General features: G+C 61.7%; 22 protein-coding genes. 6 read left to right on the forward strand and 16 right to left on the reverse strand.

Features of this window, described 5'->3' with window-relative positions; genetic code table 11:
• Nucleotides 1-12: 12 nt before the first annotated feature.
• The 5 genes from N2597_RS17950 to N2597_RS17970 form a co-directional block, all read right to left on the reverse strand.
• On the reverse strand, nucleotides 13-843 hold the full coding sequence (locus N2597_RS17950; RefSeq protein ID WP_039622366.1) for a carbohydrate ABC transporter permease: 831 nt from the start codon (nucleotides 841-843) through the stop codon (nucleotides 13-15).
• Nucleotide 844: 1 nt separating this feature from the next.
• Entirely contained in the window at nucleotides 845-1,717 is an 873-nt protein-coding gene (locus tag N2597_RS17955; protein WP_038691454.1) for a carbohydrate ABC transporter permease, read from the reverse strand.
• A 135-nt stretch (nucleotides 1,718-1,852) separates the two neighbouring features.
• On the reverse strand, nucleotides 1,853-3,163 hold the full coding sequence (locus tag N2597_RS17960; RefSeq protein ID WP_077990808.1) for an ABC transporter substrate-binding protein: 1,311 nt from the start codon (nucleotides 3,161-3,163) through the stop codon (nucleotides 1,853-1,855).
• Nucleotides 3,164-3,308: 145 nt separating this feature from the next.
• Nucleotides 3,309-4,262 (reverse strand): sugar-binding transcriptional regulator, encoded by a 954-nt coding sequence (locus N2597_RS17965; RefSeq protein ID WP_096763740.1) that lies wholly within the window; start codon nucleotides 4,260-4,262, stop codon nucleotides 3,309-3,311.
• Nucleotides 4,263-4,377: 115 nt separating this feature from the next.
• Nucleotides 4,378-4,956: an exopolysaccharide biosynthesis protein gene (locus tag N2597_RS17970; RefSeq protein WP_170961448.1), complete on the reverse strand. Its 579-nt coding sequence runs from the start codon at nucleotides 4,954-4,956 to the stop codon at nucleotides 4,378-4,380.
• Nucleotides 4,957-5,236: 280 nt separating this feature from the next.
• Here N2597_RS17970 and N2597_RS17975 point away from each other — a divergent pair, with 280 nt between their 5' ends.
• Entirely contained in the window at nucleotides 5,237-6,154 is a 918-nt protein-coding gene (locus tag N2597_RS17975) for an ROK family protein (RefSeq protein WP_077990811.1), read from the forward strand.
• On the opposite strand, the gene N2597_RS17980 is transcribed toward N2597_RS17975, so the two are convergent.
• The 10 genes from N2597_RS17980 to N2597_RS18025 all read right to left on the reverse strand — a co-directional run bounded on the left by N2597_RS17980 (nucleotide 6,151) and on the right by N2597_RS18025 (nucleotide 19,251).
• Nucleotides 6,151-8,061, reverse strand: coding sequence for a beta-N-acetylhexosaminidase (locus tag N2597_RS17980; protein ID WP_183599864.1), 1,911 nt, complete (start codon nucleotides 8,059-8,061; stop codon nucleotides 6,151-6,153). The genes N2597_RS17975 and N2597_RS17980 overlap by 4 nt on opposite strands.
• Before the next feature lie 221 nt (nucleotides 8,062-8,282).
• The gene (locus N2597_RS17985) at nucleotides 8,283-11,432 is read right to left on the reverse strand and encodes an efflux RND transporter permease subunit (protein ID WP_096763742.1); all 3,150 of its coding nucleotides are present in this window, start codon (nucleotides 11,430-11,432) and stop codon (nucleotides 8,283-8,285) included.
• A 24-nt stretch (nucleotides 11,433-11,456) separates the two neighbouring features.
• On the reverse strand, nucleotides 11,457-12,596 hold the full coding sequence (locus N2597_RS17990; RefSeq protein WP_183599862.1) for an efflux RND transporter periplasmic adaptor subunit: 1,140 nt from the start codon (nucleotides 12,594-12,596) through the stop codon (nucleotides 11,457-11,459).
• 49 nt (nucleotides 12,597-12,645) lie between these two features.
• Nucleotides 12,646-13,254, reverse strand: a complete 609-nt coding sequence (locus N2597_RS17995) for a TetR/AcrR family transcriptional regulator (protein WP_077990815.1) — start codon at nucleotides 13,252-13,254, stop codon at nucleotides 12,646-12,648.
• 228 nt (nucleotides 13,255-13,482) lie between these two features.
• The gene (locus N2597_RS18000; protein WP_004668726.1) at nucleotides 13,483-13,914 is read right to left on the reverse strand and encodes an OsmC family protein; all 432 of its coding nucleotides are present in this window, start codon (nucleotides 13,912-13,914) and stop codon (nucleotides 13,483-13,485) included.
• A gap of 146 nt (nucleotides 13,915-14,060) precedes the next feature.
• Nucleotides 14,061-14,840, reverse strand: coding sequence for an SDR family oxidoreductase (locus tag N2597_RS18005; protein ID WP_096763744.1), 780 nt, complete (start codon nucleotides 14,838-14,840; stop codon nucleotides 14,061-14,063).
• Entirely contained in the window at nucleotides 14,840-15,730 is an 891-nt protein-coding gene (locus N2597_RS18010; RefSeq protein ID WP_077990817.1) for an aldose 1-epimerase, read from the reverse strand. The genes N2597_RS18005 and N2597_RS18010 overlap by 1 nt, the downstream gene beginning before the upstream one ends.
• The gene (gene araH, locus N2597_RS18015; RefSeq protein ID WP_183599860.1) at nucleotides 15,699-16,676 is read right to left on the reverse strand and encodes an L-arabinose ABC transporter permease AraH; all 978 of its coding nucleotides are present in this window, start codon (nucleotides 16,674-16,676) and stop codon (nucleotides 15,699-15,701) included. Before araH ends, N2597_RS18010 begins: the two co-directional genes overlap by 32 nt.
• Nucleotides 16,677-16,693: 17 nt before the next feature.
• On the reverse strand, nucleotides 16,694-18,199 hold the full coding sequence (gene araG, locus N2597_RS18020; RefSeq protein ID WP_096763747.1) for an L-arabinose ABC transporter ATP-binding protein AraG: 1,506 nt from the start codon (nucleotides 18,197-18,199) through the stop codon (nucleotides 16,694-16,696).
• A gap of 68 nt (nucleotides 18,200-18,267) precedes the next feature.
• On the reverse strand, nucleotides 18,268-19,251 hold the full coding sequence (locus tag N2597_RS18025) for an arabinose ABC transporter substrate-binding protein (protein ID WP_096763748.1): 984 nt from the start codon (nucleotides 19,249-19,251) through the stop codon (nucleotides 18,268-18,270).
• 205 nt (nucleotides 19,252-19,456) lie between these two features.
• Here N2597_RS18025 and N2597_RS18030 point away from each other — a divergent pair, with 205 nt between their 5' ends.
• From N2597_RS18030 to N2597_RS18045, 4 genes are all read left to right on the forward strand, one after another.
• A complete protein-coding gene (locus N2597_RS18030; protein ID WP_406549687.1) occupies nucleotides 19,457-20,218 on the forward strand; it encodes a FadR/GntR family transcriptional regulator in 762 nt (253 codons plus the stop codon).
• Nucleotides 20,219-20,283: 65 nt separating this feature from the next.
• Nucleotides 20,284-21,432, forward strand: coding sequence for a galactonate dehydratase (gene dgoD / locus N2597_RS18035; protein ID WP_096763750.1), 1,149 nt, complete (start codon nucleotides 20,284-20,286; stop codon nucleotides 21,430-21,432).
• Between the two features lie 94 nt (nucleotides 21,433-21,526).
• Nucleotides 21,527-21,922 (forward strand): DoxX family protein, encoded by a 396-nt coding sequence (locus N2597_RS18040; RefSeq protein WP_038691489.1) that lies wholly within the window; start codon nucleotides 21,527-21,529, stop codon nucleotides 21,920-21,922.
• A gap of 75 nt (nucleotides 21,923-21,997) precedes the next feature.
• Entirely contained in the window at nucleotides 21,998-22,777 is a 780-nt protein-coding gene (locus N2597_RS18045) for an SDR family oxidoreductase (protein ID WP_183599858.1), read from the forward strand.
• A gap of 20 nt (nucleotides 22,778-22,797) precedes the next feature.
• On the opposite strand, the gene N2597_RS18050 is transcribed toward N2597_RS18045, so the two are convergent.
• Nucleotides 22,798-24,015, reverse strand: coding sequence for an adenylate/guanylate cyclase domain-containing protein (locus N2597_RS18050; RefSeq protein ID WP_038691494.1), 1,218 nt, complete (start codon nucleotides 24,013-24,015; stop codon nucleotides 22,798-22,800).
• A gap of 238 nt (nucleotides 24,016-24,253) precedes the next feature.
• Here N2597_RS18050 and N2597_RS18055 point away from each other — a divergent pair, with 238 nt between their 5' ends.
• A complete protein-coding gene (locus N2597_RS18055) occupies nucleotides 24,254-25,438 on the forward strand; it encodes a phytanoyl-CoA dioxygenase family protein (RefSeq protein WP_183599872.1) in 1,185 nt (394 codons plus the stop codon).
• The last annotated feature ends 41 nt before the right edge of the window (nucleotides 25,439-25,479 follow it).

The following is a 25,479-nucleotide window of genomic DNA, read 5'->3' on the forward strand; positions in this document are numbered from 1 at the left end:
GTCTCCCTTTTCTTATTTCACTGCGCCGAAGGTCAGGCCGCGGACGAGTTGCTTCTGGCTGAACCAGCCGAGGATCAGGATCGGCGCGATCGCCATGGTCGATGCCGCCGAGAGCTTGGCGTAGAACAGGCCCTCCGGGCTGGAATAGGAGGCGATGAAGGCGGTCAGCGGCGCCGCCTTGGAGGCGGTGAGGTTGAGCGTCCAGAAAGCCTCGTTCCAGGCAAGGATGATGTTCAGGAGCAGCGTCGAGGCAATGCCGGGCACCGCCATCGGCGTCAGCACGTAGATGATCTCCTTCATCAGCGACGCTCCGTCCATGCGCGCCGCTTCGAGGATCTCGCCGGGGATTTCCTTGAAATAGGTGTAGAGCATCCAGACGATGATCGGCAGGTTGATCAGCGTCAGCACGATCACCAGCCCGGTGCGTGTGTCGAGCAGGCCGGAATTGCGGAACATCAGGTAGATCGGAATCAGCGCGCCCACTGGCGGCATCATCTTGGTCGACAGCATCCACATCAGCACGTCCTTGGTCCGCTTGGTCGGCGAAAACGCCATCGCCCAGGCGGCCGGGATTGCGATGATCAGGCCGATCAGCGTCGAGCCGAAGGAAATGACCACCGAATTCATGAAGTGGCCGAGATAGTTCGACCGGCTCTGCACCTCCGCATAGTTCTCCGTCGTCCAGTGGAAGAACAGGAACTGCGGCGGCGAAGCGATGGCGTCGGCTTCCGACTTGAAGCTCGTCAGGAAGGTCCAGAGGATCGGGAAGAAGATCAGGATGCCGAGCGTCCAGGCAATCGCGGTGACGATGACCTTGCGCTGCGTTGTGACTTTTCTGGCCATCTCAAGCCTCCAGATTCTTGCCGACGAGGCGCACGAGGAAGATCGCGACGATATTGGCAAGCACGACCGCGACGATGCCGCCCGCCGACGCGCCGCCGATATCGAACTGCAACAGCGCCTGCGCATAGACGAGATAGGTGAGGTTGGTACTGTCGGTGCCCGGCCCGCCATTGGTGGTGACGAGGATTTCGGCAAAGACCGAAAGCAGGAAGATCGTCTGGATCAGGATCACCACGGTGATGGCGCGGGCCATGTGCGGCAGGATGATATAGATGAATTTCGAGATCGCCCCGGCGCCGTCCATCTCGGCCGCCTCCTTCTGCTCCTCGTCGAGCGACTGCAGCGCAGTCAGGAGGATGAGGGTGGCAAACGGCAGCCACTGCCAGGCGACGATGAGAGTGACCGACAACAGCGGCGCATTCGCGAGCCAGTCGATCGGCTGCAGGCCGAACGCCTTGGCCAGATGCGCGAAGAGGCCGTTGACCGGGTTCATGAACATATTCTTCCAGACGAGCGCGGCGACCGTTGGCATGATGAAGAACGGCGCAATGACAAGGATGCGCACGATGCCCTGTCCGTACATCGGCTGGTCGAGCAGCAGCGCAAAGGCGATGCCGCCGATAACGGTGATGACGAGAACGCCGGCGACAAGCAGCAGCGTATTGATCAGCGCGGCGACAAAGGCCGGATCGGACAGGAAATATTCGTAATTCAGCAGACCGACGAAGCTCTCCATGCCCGGGCTGAGCAGATTGTAGTTCAGCGTCGAGAAATAGATCGTCATCGCGAGCGGAACGATCATCCACGCAAAGAGGAACAGCACGGAGGGCGCAATCATCAGGCGCGCGGAAGAGCGAGTGTGCAAGGTTGCCATAGCAATCACCGATCTGGTCTGAAGCGGGGAGCGGCCGCAGGAAAGCTTTGTCTGGAAAAGAGGCCGCCGATGCGGTTCGGGCGATCGGCGGCCAGAGGGGCGGATTGTCAAGGATCCGCCTCTTCTCAGGAGGTTTTATTTGATGTAACCGGCCTTGGTCATTTCCCGGGTCGCCAGCTGCTGTGCGCTCTTCAGCGCCTGATCGACCGAAATCTGGCCGGCAAGCGCTGCCGAAAACTGCTGTCCCACCGCAGTGCCGATGCCCTGGAATTCCGGGATCGCCACGAACTGAACGCCGACATAGGGGACCGGCTTGACGGTCGGCTTGCTCGGATCGGCCGCATTGATCGAGTCGATCGTCGTCTTGGCGAAGGGCGCTGCCTTCTGGTACTCCGCATTCGCATAGAGCGAGCTGCGGGTGCCGGGAGGTGCATTCAGCCAGCCTTCCTTTTCAGCGACGAGGTTGGTGTAGTCCTTGCTCGTGGCCCAGGCGACGAATTTCTCGGCAGCTTCTGCCTTCTGCGAACCAGCCGGGATGGCGAGGCTCCAGGCCCACAGCCAGTTGCCGCGTTTGCCAAGACCCTTGTCCGGGGCGAGCGCGAAGCCGACCTTGTCGGCGACGGTTGATTCCTTGGGGTTGCTGACGAAGGACGCCGCAACGGTCGCATCGATCCACATGCCGCACTTGCCGGTCTGGAACAGCGCCAGGTTCTCGTTGAAGCCGTTGGAAGAAGCGCCCGGAGGGCCGGCATCCTTCATCAGCTTGACGTAGAAATCGAGCGTATCCTTCCACTCGGGCTGATCGAACTGCGGCTTCCAGCTTTCATCGAACCAGCGGGCGCCGAAGGAGTTGGACATGGCCGTCAGGAAGGCCATGTTCTCACCCCAGCCGGCCTTGCCGCGCAGGCAGATGCCGTAGACTTCCTTGTCCTTGTTGGTGATCTTGCGGGCAGCGTCGGCAATGAAATCCCAGGTCGGAGCGTCGGGCATCTTCAGGCCGGCGGCGTCGAACAGGTCCTTGCGGTACATGACCATCGAGCTTTCGCCGTAGAACGGCGCCGCATAGAGCTTGCCGTCCATGGTCAGGCCGCTGCGGATTGCCGGCAGCAGGTCGTCGACGTCGTAATTGGCGCCGAGATTGTCGAGCGGCAGCAGCCAGCCCTGTTTTGCCCAGATCGGAACTTCATAGGTGCCGATCGTCAGAACATCGTACTGGCCGCCCTTGGTCGCGATGTCGGTCGTGACCTTCTGGCGTAGCACGTTTTCTTCGAGGGTGACCCATTCGAGATCGATGCCAGGATTCTTCGCCTTGAAGTCATCCGTCAGCTTCTGCATCCGAATCATGTCGCCGTTGTTGACGGTCGCGATTGTCAGCGTCTCGGCCGAAGCCATGCCGGCAAACGCCAATACTGAGCAGGCGCCCAGCAAAAAGGTTCTCAATGTCATATCTTCCTCCCAGAAGACGAGATGTGAGCATTCGCTTTGCTCATGAGCAATTACTCACCAAGAGGCAATAAATGTCAATCGGCAATCGTTGCTGCGATGCCGAACAGCTTACCTATCCAATTGATTTAGAAAAAGAATTTTTTGCTCAGTTCTTGAGCAAAAACTCAGCAGTCTCTTCGTCTGTGATTAATCCATTGATCTGATGGCCGACGACGGCAGCCTTGATCGCCTTGAATTTACGTTTGCCCTTGGCGAGCCCGATAACCATCGACGCCTCGCGGGACGGGATCGGCGCCGACGCGACACGCTCGTTAATCGGGTTGTCGAGCAGCCGCCCGTCTACGTCGAAAATCCAGCCGCAAATCTCGCCGACCGCGCCACCGCGCATCAGCTCCATCATCTCGTCCTTCTCGAGAAAACCATCGACGCAGAGCGGCCCGTCGATGCCGAGTTCGCCGATGCCGACGAAGGTGACGTCGGCCTGTGCGCTCATGTCGAGCGTCGAACGCACAAGCTGCTGGCCGTGCAGCAGTTCCCGCTCCTCGGCTGAGGTGACGAGAACCGGCAGCGGCATCGGAAAATGCCGCGCCTTCACCGCATCCGCCATGCTGAAGATGACGTTGTAATAGGCGGCCGAGCCGTCTGGCGCGATATTGCCGGTCAGCGAGACGATACGGTGATTGGGACATTCGATGGCCGGAAGCTGGTCCACGGCCGCCTTCAGCGTACGGCCGGTGCCGACCGCAAGCACGATCGGCTCCGGCCGCTTCAGCCAGCGCTCGATCTCGGCCGCCGCCGCCTCGGCGATGCCGATGGTGGTCGACGAGGAGCCCGGATCGCTCGGCACCACCTCCACATGTTTCAGTCCGAATTTCCGCCGCAGCTGATTGGCAAGCTCGAGGCAGGCGGCAATTGGATGATCGAGCCGCACCTTGATCAGACGCTCGGCAACCGCAAGCGACACCAGCCGCTGCGCCGACTGCCGCGAAATGCCCATTGCGGCGGCGATTTCATCCTGCGTCCGCCCGGCGACGTAATAAAGCCAGCCGGCACGGGCCGCATCGTCGAGCCGTGCAGGGGTCTCGGATCTTTTTGCCATATGATGCCTACCGCGCAAAATGAGCCGGCTTGCCGACGCCGGGCATGAGGTGAGTCTCTGTCGCGCCAGATCAAAACAAAATTCGCGAAAATGTCGAGCCTGTTGAGACCGACACTCAAGCGAACCATTGCATGACGAAAAAGATCGACGCCTTGGCGAGACCGTAAATCACGCCGCCGGCGATGACTAGCGACACGGTTGTCATGATAAAGCCGATAAGCGCGAAGAGCCCGTCACGCCCCATGATGCCGAAAGCGAAAACCGAGATGGTGATCGCCGGCAGGATGTTGCCGAGCGGAACCGGCAGCACCAGCACGATCGAAAGCAGCAGGCAGGCGAGGCCGGCGAAATATTCCGCCGGCGGCTCGGCGAAAATCGCAAGCCTCGGCTTCAGCATGCGTTCCGCCCAAGCGAGCCAGCGGTGGATGCGGCCGACGATGGTCTCGAAGTCTTCCCGCCGCATCGAACGGTTTGCAATCGCCTTCGGCAGCCAGGGTTTGAGTCCGAAGGTCAGCTGCACCGCCAGGAAGACCAATGGCGCACCGAGCACGGCAGACGTGCCGGGCGGCGTCGGGAACGCATTTGGCAGGGCAAAAATCAGCATCAGAGCGCTGATCGCCCTGTCGCCCATCGTCTCGAACAGATCGCCGATCGAAACCCATTCCCGGCTTCGGTCGCCTGCCAGCTGCCGCAGGACGGCTGAGAGGCGGCGACCCTTGGGGCGTGGTGGACGTGGTCTTCTGCGTCTATCGGAATCGGCGTTTTCGGTGGTCATGTTACCGGTGAATGATGGAAGTGCAGGTTCTGATTTTGGCCGCGCAATATGCCAATTGAATGACTTGTGGGACGAATAGCTGCTGGAGGCGATGCCGCTTCTCTTTTAGCAACAAGTCCACGGCGGGCGGCGGAATGAAGGCTTGTAATTCCCCGCCAACAGTGCGAGCACCAAAGACCAGAGAAACGGCAGAGTGGCAATGATCATTTCATTCGATATCGGCGGCTCCGCCATCAAGGGCGGCATCGCCCACTCCGAGACGGACATCGTTCCCCTCGGCCGCCGCCCGACGCCCAAGAACGATTTCACCGCTTTTGTCGAGACCCTGCGCGCCATCATCGCCGAAACCGGCGAAGCGCCGAGCCGCATTGCGCTGTCCATCGCCGGCGTCGTCGATCCCGATACGCAGCGGCTGATCTGCGCCAACATTCCCTGTATCCATGGCCGCACGCTGGCCGCCGATCTTGAAGCCGATCTCGGTCTGCCGGCTCTGATCGCCAACGACGCCGACTGTTTTGCAATGGCCGAGGCCGGGCTCGGCGCCGGCGTTGGCCACCGCATCGTTTTCGGCGCCATCCTCGGCACCGGCGTCGGCGGCGGCCTGGTTGCCGATGGGCGCCTCGTCAACGAAGCCGGCGGCTTTGCCGGCGAATGGGGTCATGGCCCGATCATAGCGTCCGCGGCCGGCAATCCGCCTGTCGCCATTCCCGCCTATGCCTGCGGCTGCGGCCAGAAAGGCTGCGTCGATACCGTCGGCGGCGCCCGCGGTCTGGAGCGGCTGCACAAGACGCTGCACGACCTCGACCTTTCCAGCGAAGAGATCATTGGCCAATGGCGGCAAGGCGAGGAAAAGGCGACACGGACCATCGACGTCTATGTCGATCTCGTCGCCTCGCCCCTGGCGCTGACAATTAACATTACCGGCGCGACCATCGTGCCGGTCGGCGGCGGCCTGTCCAATGTCGAACCCTTGCTTGCCGAACTCGACCACGCCGTGCGCGCCCGCATCCTGCGCAAGTTCGATCGCCCGCTGGTGGTGCGCAGCCAATGCCGCATCGAACCCGGCCTGATCGGCGCCGCGCTGCTGGGACTGAAGGCTGAAGCAGCCGCTCTTTAAAGTACCGGCCACATCCGCACGATCGCTGCAAAGCGATCCCAATCCTTGCGCGTCAGAGGCGTCCACGCCGCTTCGGCGATTGCCGGCAGACGCGGAAAAACCAGCCGGTTGAAATGGGCGCGCGAGGCGACATTGCCGCTCCAGATGCAGGCCTGGATGCCGCGTATCTTGTCCCTCAATGCCTCCGGCAGTTCCGCCTCGGCCTCATAAGCATAGCTGCGTTCCGGCGGCGTGAACCCGGCCCAGCTGGCGCCGGGCTCGGCCCAAGCTTCCGATTGCGCCATGTCGAGATAATAAACCTGCCCCGGAGACATCACCACGTCGTAACCATCCTCAGCCAGCGCAAGACCGACGTCGGGCTTTTCCCAGGCCATCAGCAGCGTGCCGTCGCGATCAACGCCGCCGCCGCGTGAGACCTCGTTCCAGCCGGCGAGCTTCTTGCCGCGCTCTGACAGCATGGTCTTGATGCGCTTCAGGAAATGGGATTGCAGCGCGGCGGTGCCGGCAAGCCCCTCCCGCTCCATCAGCGTCTTGCAGAGCGGCGAGGAAAGCCACGCCCCCTCGGCCACTTCGTCGCCGCCGATATGGACATATTCGCCGGGAAATAACGCCACCATTTCGTCGAACACCTTGCCGAGGAATTCATAGGTGAATTCGACCGCCGGGTTGAGGGCGTTGCTGGCATAGCCCTGCGGCGAGCGGTAACTGTCCGGCGGCTCCTGCCGGTCGACGAGATCGGGCAGCGCAGAGAGCGCCGCGGTGCTGTGGCCGGGAATATCGATTTCCGGCACCACCTCGACATGGAGCGAGGCGGCATGCGCAACGATGCGCCTAACGTCGTCCTGCGTGTAGTGTCCGATGCGCGCGTCCTGCCCATCGCCGAAGTCAGGTACGAGCGCTTCATCCAGTCTGCGCTTTGCACTCGCTTCCGTCAGTTCGGGATAGGCCTTGATCTCCAGCCGCCAGGCTTCGTCGTCGGTCAGGTGCCAGTGGAAGATATTGAGCTTGTTCCAGGCGAGGATATCGATCAGCCGCATGACATCAGCCACCGGATAAAACTGCCCTGCCACGTCGAGATGGCAGCCGCGCCAGCCATAGTGCGGCTGGTCGGCGATCGTGCCGAAATTCGGGAATTTGAAGACGTCGCGGTCGGCGCGGGCGCCGTGCAGCAGTTGCGCCAGGCTGATCAGCCCATAGTGCCGCCCCGCTGCATCCGCGCTCGAAAGCACGATCTCCCGCGCGCTGAAACGCAGTTCGTAAGCAAAGGCTGCGATCGACGATTCGGTGACGAAACGAATGGCCCGCCCGCCCTTGACGGCAGCAAGCGAGAACGGCGCGGGCTCGCCAGGATAGAGCCGCTGGTAAAGCGCAAGAAGCAGAGAGAGCGCCTTGATCGCATCCGGCCGGGTCTTTTCAGCGGGATAAAGGACGGAGGGCAGATCTCCCGCCTTCAGCCCGAGCGACAGCGGCCAGGGTAACAGCGCATAGGGTTCCTCGATCTGGCCCGGCGGCAGCAGCGGCGGCGCCATACCGCCATCCCGGCCTTCGAGCATGAGATCGCCAAAACCGACTGCAACGCGGCGGCCGTCGCCGAGCGTCAGACAGGCCGATTTGATGCCGTCGGTCCGATGTTTCGGTTCGTCCGCCAGCCCCTCGACGGTGAACCGCCAGCGTCCGCCCGCAGGAATGCTCAGCCCCTCGGGCGGCAGGAACTCATGAAAGCTCGCGACCTGCCGCCGCATGCTGGCTCCGTCGCAGACATGGGTATCGGCAATCCGCGTCGGTGATCTATAGGCAAGCGAGAAGCCGGAAAGTGGTTCGGACGAAAGATTGAAAAGCGTCAAGGTCAAGCGGCCGGAACCACCCTCGACCGGGTTCCAGCTCGCTTCAAGATGGTAATCGGCCATGGTCGTGCCTCTCTCCGCGAATGGATCCGCGGCAATGCTTTCGCAAGCTTAGCTTTTTCGAGACGGCAATGGAATCGGCCGCCCGAGTCGGAACGGCCTGCGCAGGTTGCAGGAATTACGCGCCATAAAGAATTGGGCGGTCCGCGTTTCCGTGAACCGCCCCAGATTTGACAGGATTACGACCAGCAAAGGAAAACGGCGCGGCTTTCGCCGCGCCGCCTTCACTCGGCTGCCAACGCCGGCGGATGTCGGTCATCCGCCTCTTCCTGGATGGCGTCGGCATCCCGGCCTGGCTCATCCTTTGCCTTCGGCTCGCGGCCGAAGAAAAGCGCGTAACCGGCGGGCAGAACCAGAATGGTGAGCACTGTCGCAACGAGAATGCCGCCCATCATCGCGTAGGCGAGCGGGCCCCAGAAGACGCCGCGCGAGATCGGGATCAGCGCCAGCACCGCGGTCAGCGCCGTCAGCATGATCGGCCGGAAACGCCGCACGGCCGCACCGACGATCGCCTCCTGGCGGTGCATGCCGGCCTTGATATCCTGGTCGATCTGATCGACGAGGATGATCGAGTTGCGCATGATGATGCCGAGCAGCGCGATGACGCCGAGGATCGCCACGAAGCCGAAAGGCGCGCCGCTGATCAGCAAGGCGGCGGCCGCGCCGATAATGCCGAGCGGTCCGGTGGCGAGCACCAGCATCGCCTTGCCGAAATGCTGCAGCTGTATCATCAGCAGCACGATGATGACGGCCAGCATGATCGGCGCCTTGGCGGCGATCGACATCTGGCTTTCCGCCGCATCCTCGGCGCCGCCCTGGATTTCGACGTTGTAGCCGGCCGGCAGGCTGTCGCGCAGGTCCTTCATCTCGGCATACATCTTCATCACCACGTCGTTCGGCTGGACGCCATCCGGCAGCGTCGCCCGCACGGTGATCGTCGGCAGCCTATCGCGCCGCCATTCGATGCCCTGCTCCATGATAGGCACGACCTTGGCGACCTGCGAGACCGGCACGAAACCGCCGAAATCGGTGGGAACATAGACCGAATTGACCGCCGACAGCAGTGAGCGGTTGGCATCCGGCTCGCGGGCGACGATCGACACCGTCTCCTCGCCGTCGCGGAAATCGTCGAGCGCAGCACCCGACATGGCGGTCTGCAGCATCTGGCGCACACGCTGCGAGGTGACGCCGAGCGCACGGGCGCGGTCCTGGTCGATCACCAGCTTCATCGCCGGCACCTGTTCCAGCCAGTCGTCATGAATGGCGCCGAGCATCGGATTGGCCTGGAACCGCGCTTTCACCTGATCGGCGATCTCACGCACTTCCTTGCGGTCCGGCCCCATGACGCGCATCTGCACCGGCCAGCCCGTTGGCGGCCCGAGGAACAGGCGGTCGACCTTGCCGCGGATGTCAGGAAAATCTTCCGCAAGGATCGTGCGCAGCTTGACGATCAGCCGTTCACGCGCCGGTTCGTCATTGGCCATGACGAGAAGCTGGGCGAAGTTCGGATTGCGCAGCTGCTGGTCGAGCGGCAGGAAGAAGCGCGGCGCGCCTTCGCCGATATAGGTGGCGATGAACTTCTTGTCGGGATCATCCATCATCTTGGCTTCGAGCGCCTTTGCCTGCACCTCGACTTCCCTAATGCTGGTGCCCTCGGGCAGCCAGAGATCGACGAGGATTTCCGGCCGCGAGGATTGCGGGAAGAAATTCTGCGGAATGAACTGGAAGGCCCAGAGGCTGGTGGCGAAGGTGCCGAGCGTCAAGACCAGCACGATGACCCGGTGGCGAACCGCCCAGCCGACCGTGCCGCGCAGTCGGCGATAGAAGCCGGTGTCGAAGGCATCATGATGCTCGCCGCCGGCGTGATGGCGCTGCTTGAGGATCATGTAGCCGAGCCATGGCGTGAAATAGACCGCGACGAACCACGAGGTCACCAGCGCGATGCCGACGACATAAAACAGCGAACGCACATATTCGCCGGCCGTCGATGCGGCGAAGCCGACCGGAATGAAGCCGGCCGTGGTGATCAACGTTCCCGTCAGCATCGGGAAAGCGGTCGAGGAATAGGCAAAACTTGCCGCTTCGATCTTGACGAGCCCCTCCTCGAGTTTTCGCTCCATCATCTCGACGACGATCATCGCATCGTCGACGAGCAGGCCGAGCGCGATGATCAGCGCCCCGAGCGAAATGCGCTGCAAGTCGATGCCGAGTTCGTACATCAGCGCGAAGGTGGCGGCGAGCACCAGCGGAATGGCGATGGCGATGACGAGACCCGAGCGCCAGCCGATCGACAGAAATGAGACGACGAGCACGATGACCAGGGCTTCGCCGAGCGCATGCATGAATTCGCTGATCGCATCCGTCACCACGTCGGGCTGGTTGGCGATCTGGTCGACGGCGACGCCGTAGGGCAGCGCCTCCTCGAAGCGCTGATAGGTCGCCTCCACATCCTTGCCGACATCGGTGACGTTGAAGCCCTTGGCCATCACGACGCCGACCTGAACGCTGTCATGGCCGTTGAAGCGGTACTTGCGCTGATAGGGGTCCTCGAGGCCGGAACTGACGGTTGCGATATCGCCGAGGCGCGTCACCTGGCCGCCGGCACGAAGGCGCAGCTCGCGGATATCGGTCGCCTTCTTGACGTCGCCCTCGACGGAGATGCGGACCGAGCGCAGGCCGGTATCGACGGAGCCGGCCGGATCGACATTGTTCTGGCCCTTGACGGCATTCTGCAGGTCGAGGATCGTCAGGCCGCGCTCGGCGAGCGCCTTGGACGAGACGTCGATATAGATCTTCTCCGGCTGGTCGCCGATGATGACGGCCTTCTCCACGCCCGGCGTCGTCAGCAGCATGTCGCGCGCCTGGATGGCGAATTTCTTCAGTTCCGGATAGGAGTAGCCCTCGCCGCTGATCGAGTGCAGCGTGATGAAGGTATCGCCGAATTCGTCGTTGAAATAAGGGCCGAGCAGGCCCTGCGGCAGCTCGCTGGAGATATCGCCGACCTTCTTGCGCACTTGGTAGAAGGCATCCGCCACGTCTTTCGAATTCGTGTCGCCCTTGACCTGCAGGGTAATGATCGCGCTACCCGCCCGCGTATAGGACTTGACCCAGTCGATATGCGGGGTTTCCTGCAGCTTGCGCTCGATCTTGTTGACGACCTGGTCTTCCATCTCCTGGATGGAAGCACCCGGCCAGATCGCCTGCACGACCATGACGCGGAAGGTGAATTCCGGATCCTCGCGCTGGCCCATACGCATCAGGCCGAGTACACCGGTGATGATGATGAGGCCGAAGAGGAAGCGGGCGATGCTCGGATGGCCGATCGCCCAGCGCGACAGATTGAAGGGCCGCTTTTCGGTGGTGTTGGCGTCCATGGTCATGTTCCCTTTACGACGCGATCAGCGGACGGTCTGGTCCGTGGCGGCCAGGGCCGACTGCTGGTCCGGCACCTTCACCTTCAGGTTCTCGCTCATGAATTGCGTGCCGGCAGCAACGACGAGATCGCCGGTATCGAGGCCTTCGGTCACGTGCACGCCGTCGCCGGTGAAATCGGCGACCTTGATGTCGCGGCCATGCACGGTCGCCGTGTCGCGGTCGACGGTCCAGACCATCTGCTTGCCGTCCTTTTCAGCAAGCGCGCTGAGCGGGATCGAGACATATCTGTTGCCATTGCTGATATCGGCCTCGATCGTCGCCGTCATTCCGAGAAGCACGCGCGGATCGTTCGGCAGGCTCACCCGAACCGCAAAGGTGCGCGACTGCTGGTCGGCGCTGCCGGAGACTTCACGCACCGTGCCGTCGAGTACCAGTTTGTCGTCGGCCCAGAAGCTTGCCTTGACCGTCTTGCCGGGCTTGAATTCGGCGATGTCGTTTTCCGGAACCGCGATCTGCACTTCCTTCTCACCATCGACGGCAACAGTGATAACGGCGGTGCCGGAGCCGACGACCTGGCCGATGTCGGCATTGATTGCGGTCACGATGCCGTTCTGGCCGGCCTTGAGATCGGTATAGCTGACCTGGTTCTTCGCCTGGTCGAGCGCCGAAAGCGCGGCATCGCGCTGCGAAACTGCTTGGTCATGGCTGAGGGCGGCCTGTTCGAGCTGCGACTTCGGAGCGACGCTCTTGTCGAAGAGCTGCTCGGCGCGTTTGTTGGCAAGATCGGCGGTTTCAACGCCCCTTTCGGCTGCCGCGAGATTGGCTTCCGCCGTCTTGACCGCCAGTTGGTAGTCCGTGGCATCGATGCGGGCGAGAGTGTCACCCGGCGTCACCCGATCGCCAATATCGACGAGGCGTTCGGTGATCTTGCCGGCGACCCGAAATCCGAGGTTCATTTCCGTGCGCGCCTTGACCGAGCCGGAATAATCGAGTTTGCGGGTGTCGCCGGCCCTGGCGATCTCGACGACCTTCACCGGCCGGATGACCTCTGTCACCTCGGCCTTCTCCTCCGAGCAGGCGGAAAGGCCGATGCCGAGGGCGCTGACGAGCACGAGGCCGGCGGCGGACGGCATGCGGTGGCTGAGGGTCTTGAGCGAAAACATCTTCCGCACTCCTGGATCGTTTCGGGGATTTGACGGCGGCTGCCGTCCACTATTTCTTCAGCGCCCTGATCACATAATCGATCAGTTCGTCGACGCTCGCGCGGTTGGTTTTGGCAAGACATTGCGCCACCATCTGCGGGTGGACGAGATTGATCGTCGCGGCACCGAAGCAACGCGAGGCAACGACCGGGTCCTGCTCGGCAAACTCACCGGCAGCGATCCCTTCGGCAATGATTTCGGCAATGAGATCATGGACGCGATCGATATGTTTTTCGATGACATGCCAGTCGCGCTCGATCGCGACGATAATCATCTCGTGCACCTTCATCTCGTCGAGCATCAGATCGAGCGTCAACTGATGCTGGGTCTTGACATAACGGCGCAGCCGCTCGCTGGCGCTGACCGGCTGATGGCGGATGTCGTAGGCGATCTGATATGCGGTCGCGAGCATGCGCCCGCAAAGTGCCTGGTGGATCTCCACCTTCGACGCGAAGAACCGATAGATATTGGCCGGCGACATGCCGAGATCACGGGCAATGTCGGCCACCGTTGTCTTGCTGTAGCCATAGTGGCGAAACAGCCGCTCGGCCGCATCTAGAATGCGCGTGACATTCTCCTGCCGCGTGACGTCGAGTGTATTTTCCGCGATGTCGTTCATGGTTTTCGGCGTCCGAATTACGAATGACGATTTTTGAATTTCGTCAGTCGTAAAATATCAATCGTCATTTGTCAACATACGGGCGCGAATGCGGCGCGAAGGGCTGCTGCCATCGGAGCAGCAAAGCTGCATCAAACATAGCGAAGTTTCGGAAGGGTGAAGATCGGCGCCGGGAAATTGGAAAGTGCCGCGACAACTGAGCGCGGCACCTCGTCGGCGGCAGAGGAATTAGGCGAGCTTGACGTCAAGCGTAATCGGAACGGCGGCGAGCGCCTTGGAAATCGGGCAGCCGGCCTTCGCCTTATTGGCGAGTTCGGTAAAGGTCGCCTCGTCAGCGCCGGGGATGCGACCGGAGAGCGAAAGATGGATGGCGGTGACGGCAAAGCCGCCCTCGACGCTTTCGAGCGTCACCTTGGCGGAGGTCTCCATATGTTCGGCTGTGAAACCGGCTTCACCAAGGATCAAGGACAGCGCCATGGTGAAGCAGCCGGCATGGGCAGCTCCGATCAGTTCTTCCGGGTTGGTGCCGGGAATGCCTTCGAAGCGGCTGGCAAAGCCGTATGGATAATCCTTCAGGGCGCCGCTCTGCGTCGAGATCAGCCCTTTGCCATCCTTGAGACCGCCGCTCCAATGAGCCGAAGCCGTGCGATTGATCTGCATGCCGTCCTCCTGTTTTCGATTGTGCTCTCAGCAAGCGGCAGGGCGCCGCTCCGTGCCTGCGGGAGATCAGATAGCCCCCGACGGGCAATATAATGCTCTATCTCGAGAAGACGACAGGCTTGTAAAAATCGACGCGCCTGAAGCGTTCAGACGGAATGCTGTAGGACGCTGAGGCCACCATCGATCGTCAGGCAGGTGGCATTCATGAACGGGCATTCGTCGGAGATCATGAAGACGGCCGCCATGGCGATCTCCTCCGGTGTGCCGATCCGCCCGCCCGGATGCAGTTTCATCGTCTCGGCCTTGGCGCCCTCCGGATCGGGGAAGCTGTTCCAGTAATCGACCACCTTCTGCGTCGAGACATAGCCCGGCGCCAGCGCGTTGACGCGGATATTGCGGGCCGCATATTCGAGGCCGAGCGATTTCGTCATGCCCAGCAATGCATGTTTTGCCACCGGATAAGGAAATGTGTGCGGGATGATGGTGAAGGCATGGGTCGAAGCAATGTTGAGAATGACACCGCCGCCCTGCTCGATCAGGCCCGGCAGCACCGCCTTGCAGCAATTCCATGCGCCCTTTAGGTTGATATCGAAACAGCGGTTCCATTCGTCGTCGCTCGTCGCGAGCGGCTCGGCAAAAACATTGACCCCTGCATTGTTGACGAGCGCATTCAGCGGACCGATCTCCTCATTCGCCTCGGCGACCACCCGCGTGATCGTTCCGGCATCGGTTATATCGGCTGGAAGATAACCGAGCCGGGCGCCGGTGCTCGCGAGATCCGCCGCTGCCCGAGCCAGCAGCGCCGCATCGCGGTCAATGAGATAGACGGCCGCATTTTCGCTGATGAACGCCTTCGCGATCGCAAGGCCGATACCTTGCGCAGCGCCCGTTATCAGGATGTTCTTGCCCTGCAGGCGGTTGCTCATCATCTTCCCTCCGGCTGAACCGGCAGCGCCGACAGCTCGATCGTGACCTTGCCGGAAAGAATCTCACCCGGCGAAAGCGGTATGAGGCCTCCGAGCTCAGGCAGGTGATGGCCGTTCGGCAGATGGCTCATCGGCTCGAGGCAGAAGAAATCGCTCCGGTCGGCCGGCATATAGAGCATGAAGCGGTCGAGCGCGCCGTCGGCTTGCAGTGCCGCCTGAATTCCAAGCTCCGGCCAGGTGATGGCCGCCCGCCCGTTCCAGCCCTCGAAGGCATTGTTCATCCATCTCTGCGGCAACAGCCTTTCCGATCTGAAATCGAAATAGCCAGGCACGGGGCCTAGCACATCAGGCAGATGGTCGGGCCGCTCGCTCCAATAGCGATCGGCCGCAATGGTCATTCTCGTCTCTGGCGTCCGCACGAAGAAGGGATGCTGACCGAGACCGAATGGAAGCGCCGCTTCGCCGCGGTTTTCCACCGAAAGCGTCAGCACCAGCGCATCGCCGGCGAGACGAACCTCCTGCCGGGCAAGATAGGCATAGGGGGAAATCCGATCGGCGCGGCGGGAAAAGGCAAACTGCGCATGCGCTGGACTGCGGTCTTCAATCTGCCAGAGGCCGAGCCAGCCGTCGCCGTGCCGATAGAGCGGCTCGGCAGTATTCGGCTGGAAGGCATAGTCGCGTCCGGCAAAGGACATCGCGTTGCCGTTTACGCGGTTGCCGAAGGGAACCATAGGAAAATTCGCGAACGTCCCGTCCAGCCCTCCGGCCGGAACGAGAAAGGGTATATTTCGAAACGTCGCGGCGACAACCGCCGCACCCCGGGAGCTGACCCGGACGGCGACATCTCCGTTCTCCAGTTCAATGTCGCTCCCGGCTCGTTCCTGGTTCATCCACGTCGTCTGCGGCCGAAGACCGCAAATTGTCGAGCAGCACCGCGATCAGCAGGATCAGCCCGCGCACGACATACTGATAGAATGCCTGGATATTGAGGAGATTCATAACGTTTTCGGCAATGCCCATGATCAGCACGCCGACAATGACGCCGCTCATCGCCGCCCGGCCGCCGGCCAGCGAAACCCCGCCAAGAACGCAGGCGGAAATCACCGACAGCTCGAGCCCGGTCGCCGCGTTCGGCTGGCCGGAGGTGATGCGTGAGGCAAGCAGGATGCCGGCAATGCCACAGATGAGGCCCTGCAGCGCAAAGATCCAGATGCGGGTGTTGATAACATTGACGCCGGCAAGCCGCGAGGCCTCGGGATTGCCGCCGATCGCCAGCGTGTTCTTGCCGAAGACGGTGCGATTGAGCACGAAGCCGAAGACGACGAACAGGATGAGCATGATCCAAATCGGCGTCGGCACGGTAAGGAAGCGCGACAGGGCAAGCTGGTAGAAGGCGGGATCGTTAATGCCGACGGCACGGCCATCCGAGGCGATCAGCGCCAGCCCGCGCACGATCTGCATCGTCGCAAGCGTGGTGATCAGCGCATTGACGCGAAAGCGGGCAATGACAATCCCGTTGACGAAGCCGACGATGGCGCCGCACAGTAGGGCGGCCAGCAGACCGACCGGAATGGAGCCCGTGGCGTTCGAGACCATCACGGCGATCATGCCGGAGAAGGCGACAATCGAGCCGACCGATAGATCGAAATCGCGCGAAGCCAGGCAGAACATCATCGTGCAGGCGACGATGCCGATCGTGACGACCGACTGCAAAAGCCCCAGCATGTTTCGCTCTGTCAGGAAGTTCGGGACGAAGAGCGAGACGATCACGAAGGCGGCGGCGAAGATCACTACCAGCCCCTGTTCGCCGAGAAGGGTTTTTTTCAAGGCATTCATTGTCCGTATTCCTGATCCTAAGTGGTGCCGGCGGCATTCTTGTCGGGCAGTGCCGCCGTCAGGATGCTGCGCTCGTTGAAATCCGGCCGGGCGACATTCGCCGCCACCCTGCCCTGGCACATCACCATGATGCGATCGCAGATGCCCATGACCTCGGGCAACTCGCTTGATATCACCACGATCGCCATGCCGTCGGCCGCCAGCTCATAGAGGATGTCGTAGATTTCCGACTTCGCCCCGACATCGATACCGCGAGTCGGCTCGTCGATGACGAGGACCTTGATGCCCTGCTCGGAAAGCCAGCGCCCGAGAATGACCTTCTGCTGATTGCCGCCGGAGAGATTGACGATGTCCTGCCGGCGCGTCGGTGTGCGCACTCGAAGCCTGGCGATAAATCGGTCTGCCTGTGCGGCCTCCATCTTCGGCTTCAAAAGGCCGAAGGATGAATAGTGCCGGCGTGAAGAAATGGCGATATTCTCTTCGACCGACCGACCTTGGATGATGCCGTCGAACTTGCGATCCTCGGGGCAGAGCACCATGCCGGCCTTGATCGCCGCTTTCGGATTGTCAGGAGAGACGGCAATGCCGTCGATCGTAACTTGGCCTTGATGTCTGGCATCGGCGCCGTAAAGCAGCCGCGCCATCTCGCTGCGGCCGGCGCCGATCAGCCCGAAGAAACCGAGGATCTCGCCTCGGCGGACTGAAAAGCCGATAGGGGTGCGCAGTCTCGGCCCGGACAGGCCCTTGACCTCCAGCCTGACGTCGCCGAGCGCGCGTTGGCGCCATCCCCAGACATTGCTGATTTCGCGCCCGACCATTTCCGAAATGATCTGTTCGCGCGTCGTCTCGGCAATGGCGGGATGATGGGCGGCAAGCCTGCCGTCGCGCAGCACCGTCAGGCTGTCGCAAAGACGAAAAATCTCGTCCAGCCGATGCGAGACGTAGAGAATGACCGTCCCCTTTGCCTTCAGCCTGTCGATAAGCGAGAACAGGATTTCACTTTCACGCGAGGAAAGCGAGGAGGTCGGCTCGTCGAGCGCGATCACTCGCGCGTCGAGCATGATGGCCTTGGCGATCTCGATCATCTGCCGAGCGCCGATCGAAAGCGAGCTGACCTTTGCGGAAGGATCGACGTCGATGCCGATCTCCTCGAGCTTCACCCGCACCGTCTCGATCAGCGTCTTCGAATTGATGACGCCGCCCTTGGCCGGAAAGCGGCCGAGCCAGAGGTTTTCGGCAACCGTCAATTCCGGAACGAGCTGCAGCTCCTGGTGGATGACGACAATGCCGGCGTGGAAGGCGTCGCGCACTGAGCCGTATTTTTGCTCCTCGCCGTCGATGAAGATGTCACCGTCATCGGCGGCCTGATCGCCTGAAAGCACGCGGATCAGCGTTGATTTGCCGGCGCCGTTTTCGCCCATCAGGCCATGGACGGCGCCCTTCTCGACGGTGAAGGAAACATTCGCCAGCGCCTGCACGCCGGGATAGCCCTTGGAGATGTTGTTGAATTCGAGGAAAGCCATCACCGCTCCGCCGAGAAGGATCCGGCAGCACGCTCGGGTGCTGCCGGATTGACATCATCTGGAGATGGTCACTCGATGCCAAGATCCTTGCGGACCTTCTCGTAATCGCCGCGCAACGCCAGCGAGCCGGAGGTCAGCGTCAGTTTTGCCGGCTCCTTGCCGTTGGCGATCCACTCATACATGTTCAGCGCCGTTTCATAGCCGTGACGCTTCGGCGAGATGATGACGGTGCCGAAGAACCCCGTCGCTGCCGGCTTCTTGAATTCGTTGATCGCCGATTCCGCTCCGCCTATGCCGACGCCGATGATGTTGGTCGCCGGAATGCCGACGGATTCGGAAGCACGGACGGCGCCGAGGACGGCTTCGTCGTTGAGGCCGAAGGCAACCCAGTATTTTACATCGGCATGTTTGTTGAGAACCGTGGTCGCGGCATTGAGCGCCGCTTCCGTATCGGTCTTCGCCTGCGGCGCGTCATAAATATTCTCGGCAGGGAAGCCGGCGGACTTCAGCACCGAAATCGCGCCCTCGACGCGGTCGACCGCGGTCGGCAGCTGATCGTAAGAAACCCGGATCGCGCCGACATTCTTCATGTCCCAGCCGCGCTTCTTGATTTCGTCGACGATGGCCTGACCGACGGTCTCGCCGATCTTGGTGGCCGAGATGCCCATATGCGGAACCTCTTCCAACGGCTTGCCGTCGGCGCTGACCAGGCGGTCGTCGACCGTCATCAGCTTCAATTGGTTGGCTTCCGCCTTGGCGACGATGCCCGGGCCGAGCTTGACGTCGGGCGTGCAGATGATGAAGCCCTGCGCGCCCTGGGCGCCGAGATTGTCGATCGCCGACTGAACCTTCTCGCCGTCTTCAGCGCCGATCTTGACGACGGTGAAGCCTTTTTCCTTTGCTGCCTGGTCGGCGAATTTCCACTCGTCCTGGAACCACGGCTCCTCGGGCTGCTTGACGATGAAGCCAATCTTCACGTCCGCGGAAAATGCCGAGCCGGCCGCCAAAACGGCGAAAGCGCCAGCCACGATGGCTGCTTTGAACAAGCGCATGTCTCTCTCCCTAAACTCTGAAATCGAGCAACTGCCTCCCCGGCAGTGCCCAATGAATTATGTTAAATCATCATACCAGTCAATTGCCAATGTATGATGATTGGAATAAATAGGATAACAGCGAGAGTCGGGAGGGCCCGTCGTAAAGCCGATCGAATTCGGATAATGAGGTTCGGTTTCTTTCGCGGAAGAGAGTTGCGGAGAGGTGAAGTTGGAATCTGAGGGACAAAGCCGAGCGGAAACCTCCAGAAGCAGCGAACGCCGGCCGCGCGTACGCCGTAACGTTACGGCGGCGATCGCTCAGGATATCTGTGCGGATCGCTATCCCTCGGGCTCACCGCTGCCCCGTGAGAATGATCTCTGCGAACTCTACGGCGTCAGCCGCACCGTCATTCGCGAATCATTGAAAGTGCTGGAGTCCAAGGGGCTCGTTCGCGGCAAGCCGCGGGTCGGAACGACCGTTTGCGACAGGGACGAGTGGAATATCCTGGACGCCGAGGTGCTCGACTGGATGGGGCCTTACATCAAGGACTTCGACCTGTTGGGCTGCATTCTCGAAGCCCGGCGCACCATAGAGCCGGCAGCCGCCGAATATGCCGCCGAACGCGCCAGCGCCCAGGAGATCGCCGATCTCGACAAGGCCTGGCGGCAGATGCGCGACAGCGCCGGCGAACCGGAAAGCTTCACCGACGCCGATGTGATGTTTCACACCGTGCTGCTCACCGCCAGCCACAACCAGGTCTTCCGCCGCCTGTCGAGCGCCATCCATGCGGCGCTGAAATATGCATTGCATGCCTCCAACATCGCCGTCGAAAACCGGGAGGATGCGGTACTCGTTCACGGCCAGCTGGTCGAGGCTTTGCGCATGCGGGACAAGACCGGCGCCCGCGAATGCGCCAACCGCATGCTCGATCTTGCGGTACGCGACCTTGCCGCCGCCGAGAAGGTGATCGGCAGAACGAAGTAATCGATCCCACCCACCTCTGCGGAAATGCCGCCGATCTCAACTACAGGAAAAGCTGAAGAACCGCGATGAAGATCACCAAACTCACTACCTATATTGTTCCGCCGCGCTGGCTGTTTCTGAAGGTCGAGACCGACGAAGGTATCGTCGGCTGGGGTGAGCCGGTTGTCGAAGGCCGCGCGCTGACCGTCGAGGCCGCCGTCCACGAACTCGAAGACTACCTGATCGGCAAGAATCCCTTCCTGATCGAGGACCACTGGACGGTGATGTATCGCGGCGGCTTCTATCGCGGCGGTGCCGCCCATATGAGCGCGATCTCCGGCATCGATCAGGCGCTCTGGGATATCAAAGGCAAGGCCCTTGGACAGCCGATCCATTCGCTGCTCGGCGGCCAGCTGCGCGACCGCATCAAGGTCTACTCCTGGATCGGCGGCGACCGTCCCGCCGATGTCGCCAACAATGCCAGGGAGGTGGTCGCCCGCGGCTTCAAGGCGATCAAGCTCAACGGCTGCGAGGAGATGCAGATCGTCGACACCAATGAGAAGGTGGAGAAGGCGGTCGAGACGATCGCCGCCATCCGCGAGGCGATCGGCCCGCATATCGGCATCGGCGTCGATTTCCACGGCCGCGTCCACAAGCCGATGGCCAAGGTTCTCGCCAAGGAGCTCGAACCTTACAAGCTGATGTTCATCGAAGAGCCGGTGCTCTCCGAAAACAAGGAAGCGCTGCGCGATATCGTCAACCACACCTCGACACCGATTGCGCTCGGCGAACGGCTTTATTCCCGCTGGGACTTCAAGCAGGTGCTTTCCGACGGTTACGTCGACATCATTCAGCCGGATCTTTCGCATGCCGGCGGCATCACCGAATGCCGCAAGATCGCAGCCATGGCTGAAGCCTATGACGTGGCGCTGGCGCCGCATTGCCCGCTCGGCCCGATCGCGCTTGCCGCCTGCCTGCAGGTCGACGCCGTCAGCTACAACGCCTTCATCCAGGAGCAGAGCCTCGGCATCCATTACAATACCGGCAACGACATCCTCGACTACATCTCCAACAAGGAGGTGTTCCACTATGCGGATGGTTTCGTCTCGATCCCGCAAGGGCCGGGCCTCGGCATCGAAGTGGACGAAGCCTATGTCATGGAACGCGCCAAAGAGGGCCACCGCTGGCGCAACCCGGTCTGGCGCCACGCCGACGGCAGCTTTGCCGAATGGTAAAAGGGAAAGGGTCGCGCGAGCGGCCCTTTTTTATTCGCCGTGTCGGAGATCAGGCCGCTCATCCGTCATAGTGGAAGCCCAAGAGGAGGTTTTCATGGCCAGAGCAATCGCAATATTCGCCGCCCGCATCATCTTCAGTTTTATCTTCTTCATGGCCGCCGGCTTCAAATTCGCCGATATCGGCGCGACTTCCGGCTATATCGCCGCTGCCGGTTTCCCGATGCCGACCTTCCTGACCTGGATCGCAGCCTTCTTCGAGATCGCGCTGGCCCTCGCCTTCATATCGGGCGCATTCTTCCGCGAGGCCAGCCTGCTCGCAGGCATCTACGTGATTTTTCTCGCATTCGCCTTCCACGGGCCATCCCATTGGCAGCAGAACCAGGCCGAGTTCGGCTTCTTCGTCGATCACTTCACCTTCCTCGCCGGCCTGCTCTTTGCCGCCGTCCATGGACCGGAGAAATGGGCCTTCAAGCAGACGCTTCTCAGATAAGCGCGACAAACTCTCATCCGGAACCAACTGCCGCGCCGGACATTGGCATACGGCAGAACGTCAAGGAGAGCGTCCATGGAGCTGAAGGGAAAGATCGCGTTGGTAACCGGCGCCGGTTCCGGCATCGGCAAGGCAGCCGCGTTGAAGCTCGCTGCCGAGGGAGCAAGGGTAGCGGCTTTGAGCCGGACGGCAGACGAAGTCGAAAAGACCTGCGCCGAGATCAAGTCGGCCGGCGGAGAGGCGATCGCGCTGACGGCCGATACCAGCGACGAGGCTCAAATGCGAGCCGCGGTGCAGAAACTCACTGATACCTTCGATGGCCTGGACATCGTCGTCGCCAATGCCGGGATCAACGGTGTCTGGGCTCCAATCGACGATCTGAAGCCGGACGAGTGGGACAAGACGATCGCCGTCAATCTGCGGGGCACCTATCTGACCCTGCATCTGACGGTTCCGCTTTTGAAGCATCGCGGCGGTTCGATTATCGTCGTCTCCTCGATCAACGGCACCCGCACCTTTACCACCCCGGGCGCCACCGCCTACACCGCCACCAAGGCCGGCCAGGTGGCCATGGTCCAGCAGCTCGCTCTGGAGCTCGGGCGACACGGCATCCGCGTCAATGCCGTCTGCCCCGGCGAGATCGAAACCAATATCAACGCCAATACCGCCAGTCGTGGTCGTGAAGAAACCGAGGTCCCGGTCATCTGGCCGGAAGGCGATATTCCGATCGCCGGCGGCAAGGCGGGCAAGAGCGAGGATGTCGCCGAAACCATCCTCTTCCTCGCCTCCGAGCGCGCCCGGCACATCACCGGCACCCCCATCTGGATCGATGGCGGCCAAGGCCTGCTGCGATAGCACCTCGCGACGTCAGACGGTCAGTCTCTCAGCCGTGCGCTGTCCAGTGTGTAAAGTTCCTGGGCGCGCTGCACCCCACGAAGCGCATAGCGCCCGACGCACGCAAGCGCGGCGCGCTGTTCCTCCGGTATCGCCGCTGCGAAATCGGAGGAGATCAACAGGTTGAGATCGACCGAACGGCACATCGAGGCAATCCGGCTGACTTCGTTGACGGCCGGGCCGATGACGGTGAAGTCCAGCCGGTCCTGGCTGCCGATATTGCCATAGAAGACATCGCCGATATGCAGGCCAATATAGACGTCCGTCGTCGGCCTGCCGTCGGCCGCGCGCGCGGCATTCAGCGTAACGAGCTTCTCCCGCAGCAGCGATTCGGCGCTGAGCGCCGCCCGGCAGGTCTCGGCCGGCACCTCGCCCTTGAAAATGGCGAGCACCCCGTCGCCGATCAGCTTCAGGACATTGCCGCCGGCCTCATGGATCGCCGAGATCGCCACCTCACTGTAATCGTTGAGCAGCGGGATGATTTCCTCCGGCGGCACACGGTCGGAGATCTTGGTGTAGTTCAGGAGATCGGAAAACCAGAGGGCGGCCGAAATCCGCTCCGATTTGCCGCGGCTGATCTTGCCCTCCATCACCTGGCGCGCCGCGTCCTCGCCGAGATAGACTTCCGCGATGGTGCGCGCGATGCGTCCAAGCGCAATGCATTTGATCGCCAATCCGAGAACCGGCACCAGCTTGCGCAGGATGGCAAGATCATGATCGGAAAAACCTTGCGGGTGTTTGGTTGCGAAATGCGAGAAAAAGCAATCCATTTCGCCGATCGTGCCGGCTTCGCTGAAACGATGCATCATCGCCACGAAATCCGTGTGGCCGGCTTCCGCAATCTTGTCGAGCATGGCGAAATCGATCGGATCGCCAAAGCCCAGGCGTCGGCGCACCTCCCGCTCGTTACCCGACCAAAGATGATAGAAGGCCGAGCGCTGCCAATTCGCCGCCGCTTCGCCCGAGATCGTCGGACCATACTCGAATTCGACTTCGATCTCCTCCACGCTGTCCCAGCGGAAGGCACGGCCTTCATGCACGGGGTGCAGCGTATCCATCAGCGCCAGGCCGCGGTCGAGCGGCAGGCCGGCCTTGCGGCAGGCCGCGCAAAAACCGGTCATCAGCTCTGCTTCAGAAACGCCCTTCAGCCCCTGTTCCGTAACCCAGGCCGCAATCGTGCTGACGTCGCTGTAATCCATGGCGCTCACCTTCGCTGCTGCCTAAGCTGTAGCCCAAATTCGGCTTCGAGGGAAAGCCAATTGGCTCAACCGCCACCGGCATAGTGTAGGGCGTAATGACTTCCAGCGACGGCGATCTCCTTGACGAGAAAGACATGCGCCATAGGAATCCTTCTGATGGTTTTTTGATGGATTGCTGATCTATATCACCGCGCATCGCGGCGTATAGTGCCTCCATCGGAAGAGGGAGGAGCCCATGATGAAAACCGACAACCTCAGGAAAATGCGCGCCGACCGTGTTTGGCTTTCCGAAGACGCCTGCGATCTTGCCGATTTTCGCCACCTGGCGGAAAAGACGACCGCGCTTGCCGACTATCCCACCGCGTCCGCGGTCGAGAAGAACATCCTGATCTATGACAGCCGCAAGGTGACGGCGGTCGCAACGGTAGAAGACAAACGCGCCGTGCGGGCTGAAATCTGCGAAGCCTTGGGCGAAGGCCCCGGCGTCATCGTATTCAAACATGCTTACGAGGATACCGGCGTCATCGACCGCGCCAGCGCGATCTTCGACGCCATCATTGAGGAGCAGCATCGCACCTCGACCGGCGGCGGCGATCACTTCGCCAAGCCGGGCGCCAACGACCGCATCTGGAATTCGCTGGAGAAACATTGCCTCGCCGACCCAATGAATTTTGCCAAATATTACGGCAATGCCATCATTGCTCTGGCAAGCGAAGCCTGGCTGGGCCCAAGCTACCAGATGACGGCGCAGGTCAACCGCGTCAATCCGGGCGGCGCGGCACAGTCGGCGCATCGCGACTACCATCTCGGCTTCCAGTCGTCTCAGGTGATCGAGCAGTTTCCGGCGCATGTGCACCGACTCTCGCCGGTATTGACGCTGCAGGGTGCGGTCGCCCATTGCGACATGCCGCTCGAAAGCGGCCCGACGCTCTTCCTGCCGCATAGCCAGACCTATGTGCCAGGTTATCTTGCGCTCAAACGGCAGGAGTTCCGGGATTATTTCGACGCCAACCATGTGCAGCTGCCGCTCGAAAAAGGCGACGTTGTCTTCTTCAACCCCGCACTCTTTCACGCTGCCGGCACCAATCGCTCGGCCGATATCAAGCGCGTCGCCAACCTGCTGCAGGTTTCCTCGGCCTTCGGCCGGGCCATGGAAACCGTCAACCGCGAAAGAATGAGCGCCAGGCTCTTTCCCGCTCTGAAGACCTTGCAGGGCAGGTTCTCCCCCGATGAAATCGCCAACGCCGTCGCCGCCTGCGCCGAAGGCTATTCCTTCCCCACCAATCTCGATCGCGACCCGCCGCTCGGCGGCCTGGCGCCGAAGACGCAGGCACAGCTGATGCACGAGGCGCTAAGGGAGGGCTGGAGCGACGAAGCCTTTGCGGCAGCGCTTGCAGAGCAGGCGCGGAAGAAGCTGAGCTGAACTTGTAGACTGGAGCCCCCTCATCCGCCTGCCGGCAGGCG

This window comes from Rhizobium sophoriradicis (genome assembly GCF_025200795.1).
Classification (GTDB): domain Bacteria; phylum Pseudomonadota; class Alphaproteobacteria; order Rhizobiales; family Rhizobiaceae; genus Rhizobium; species Rhizobium sophoriradicis.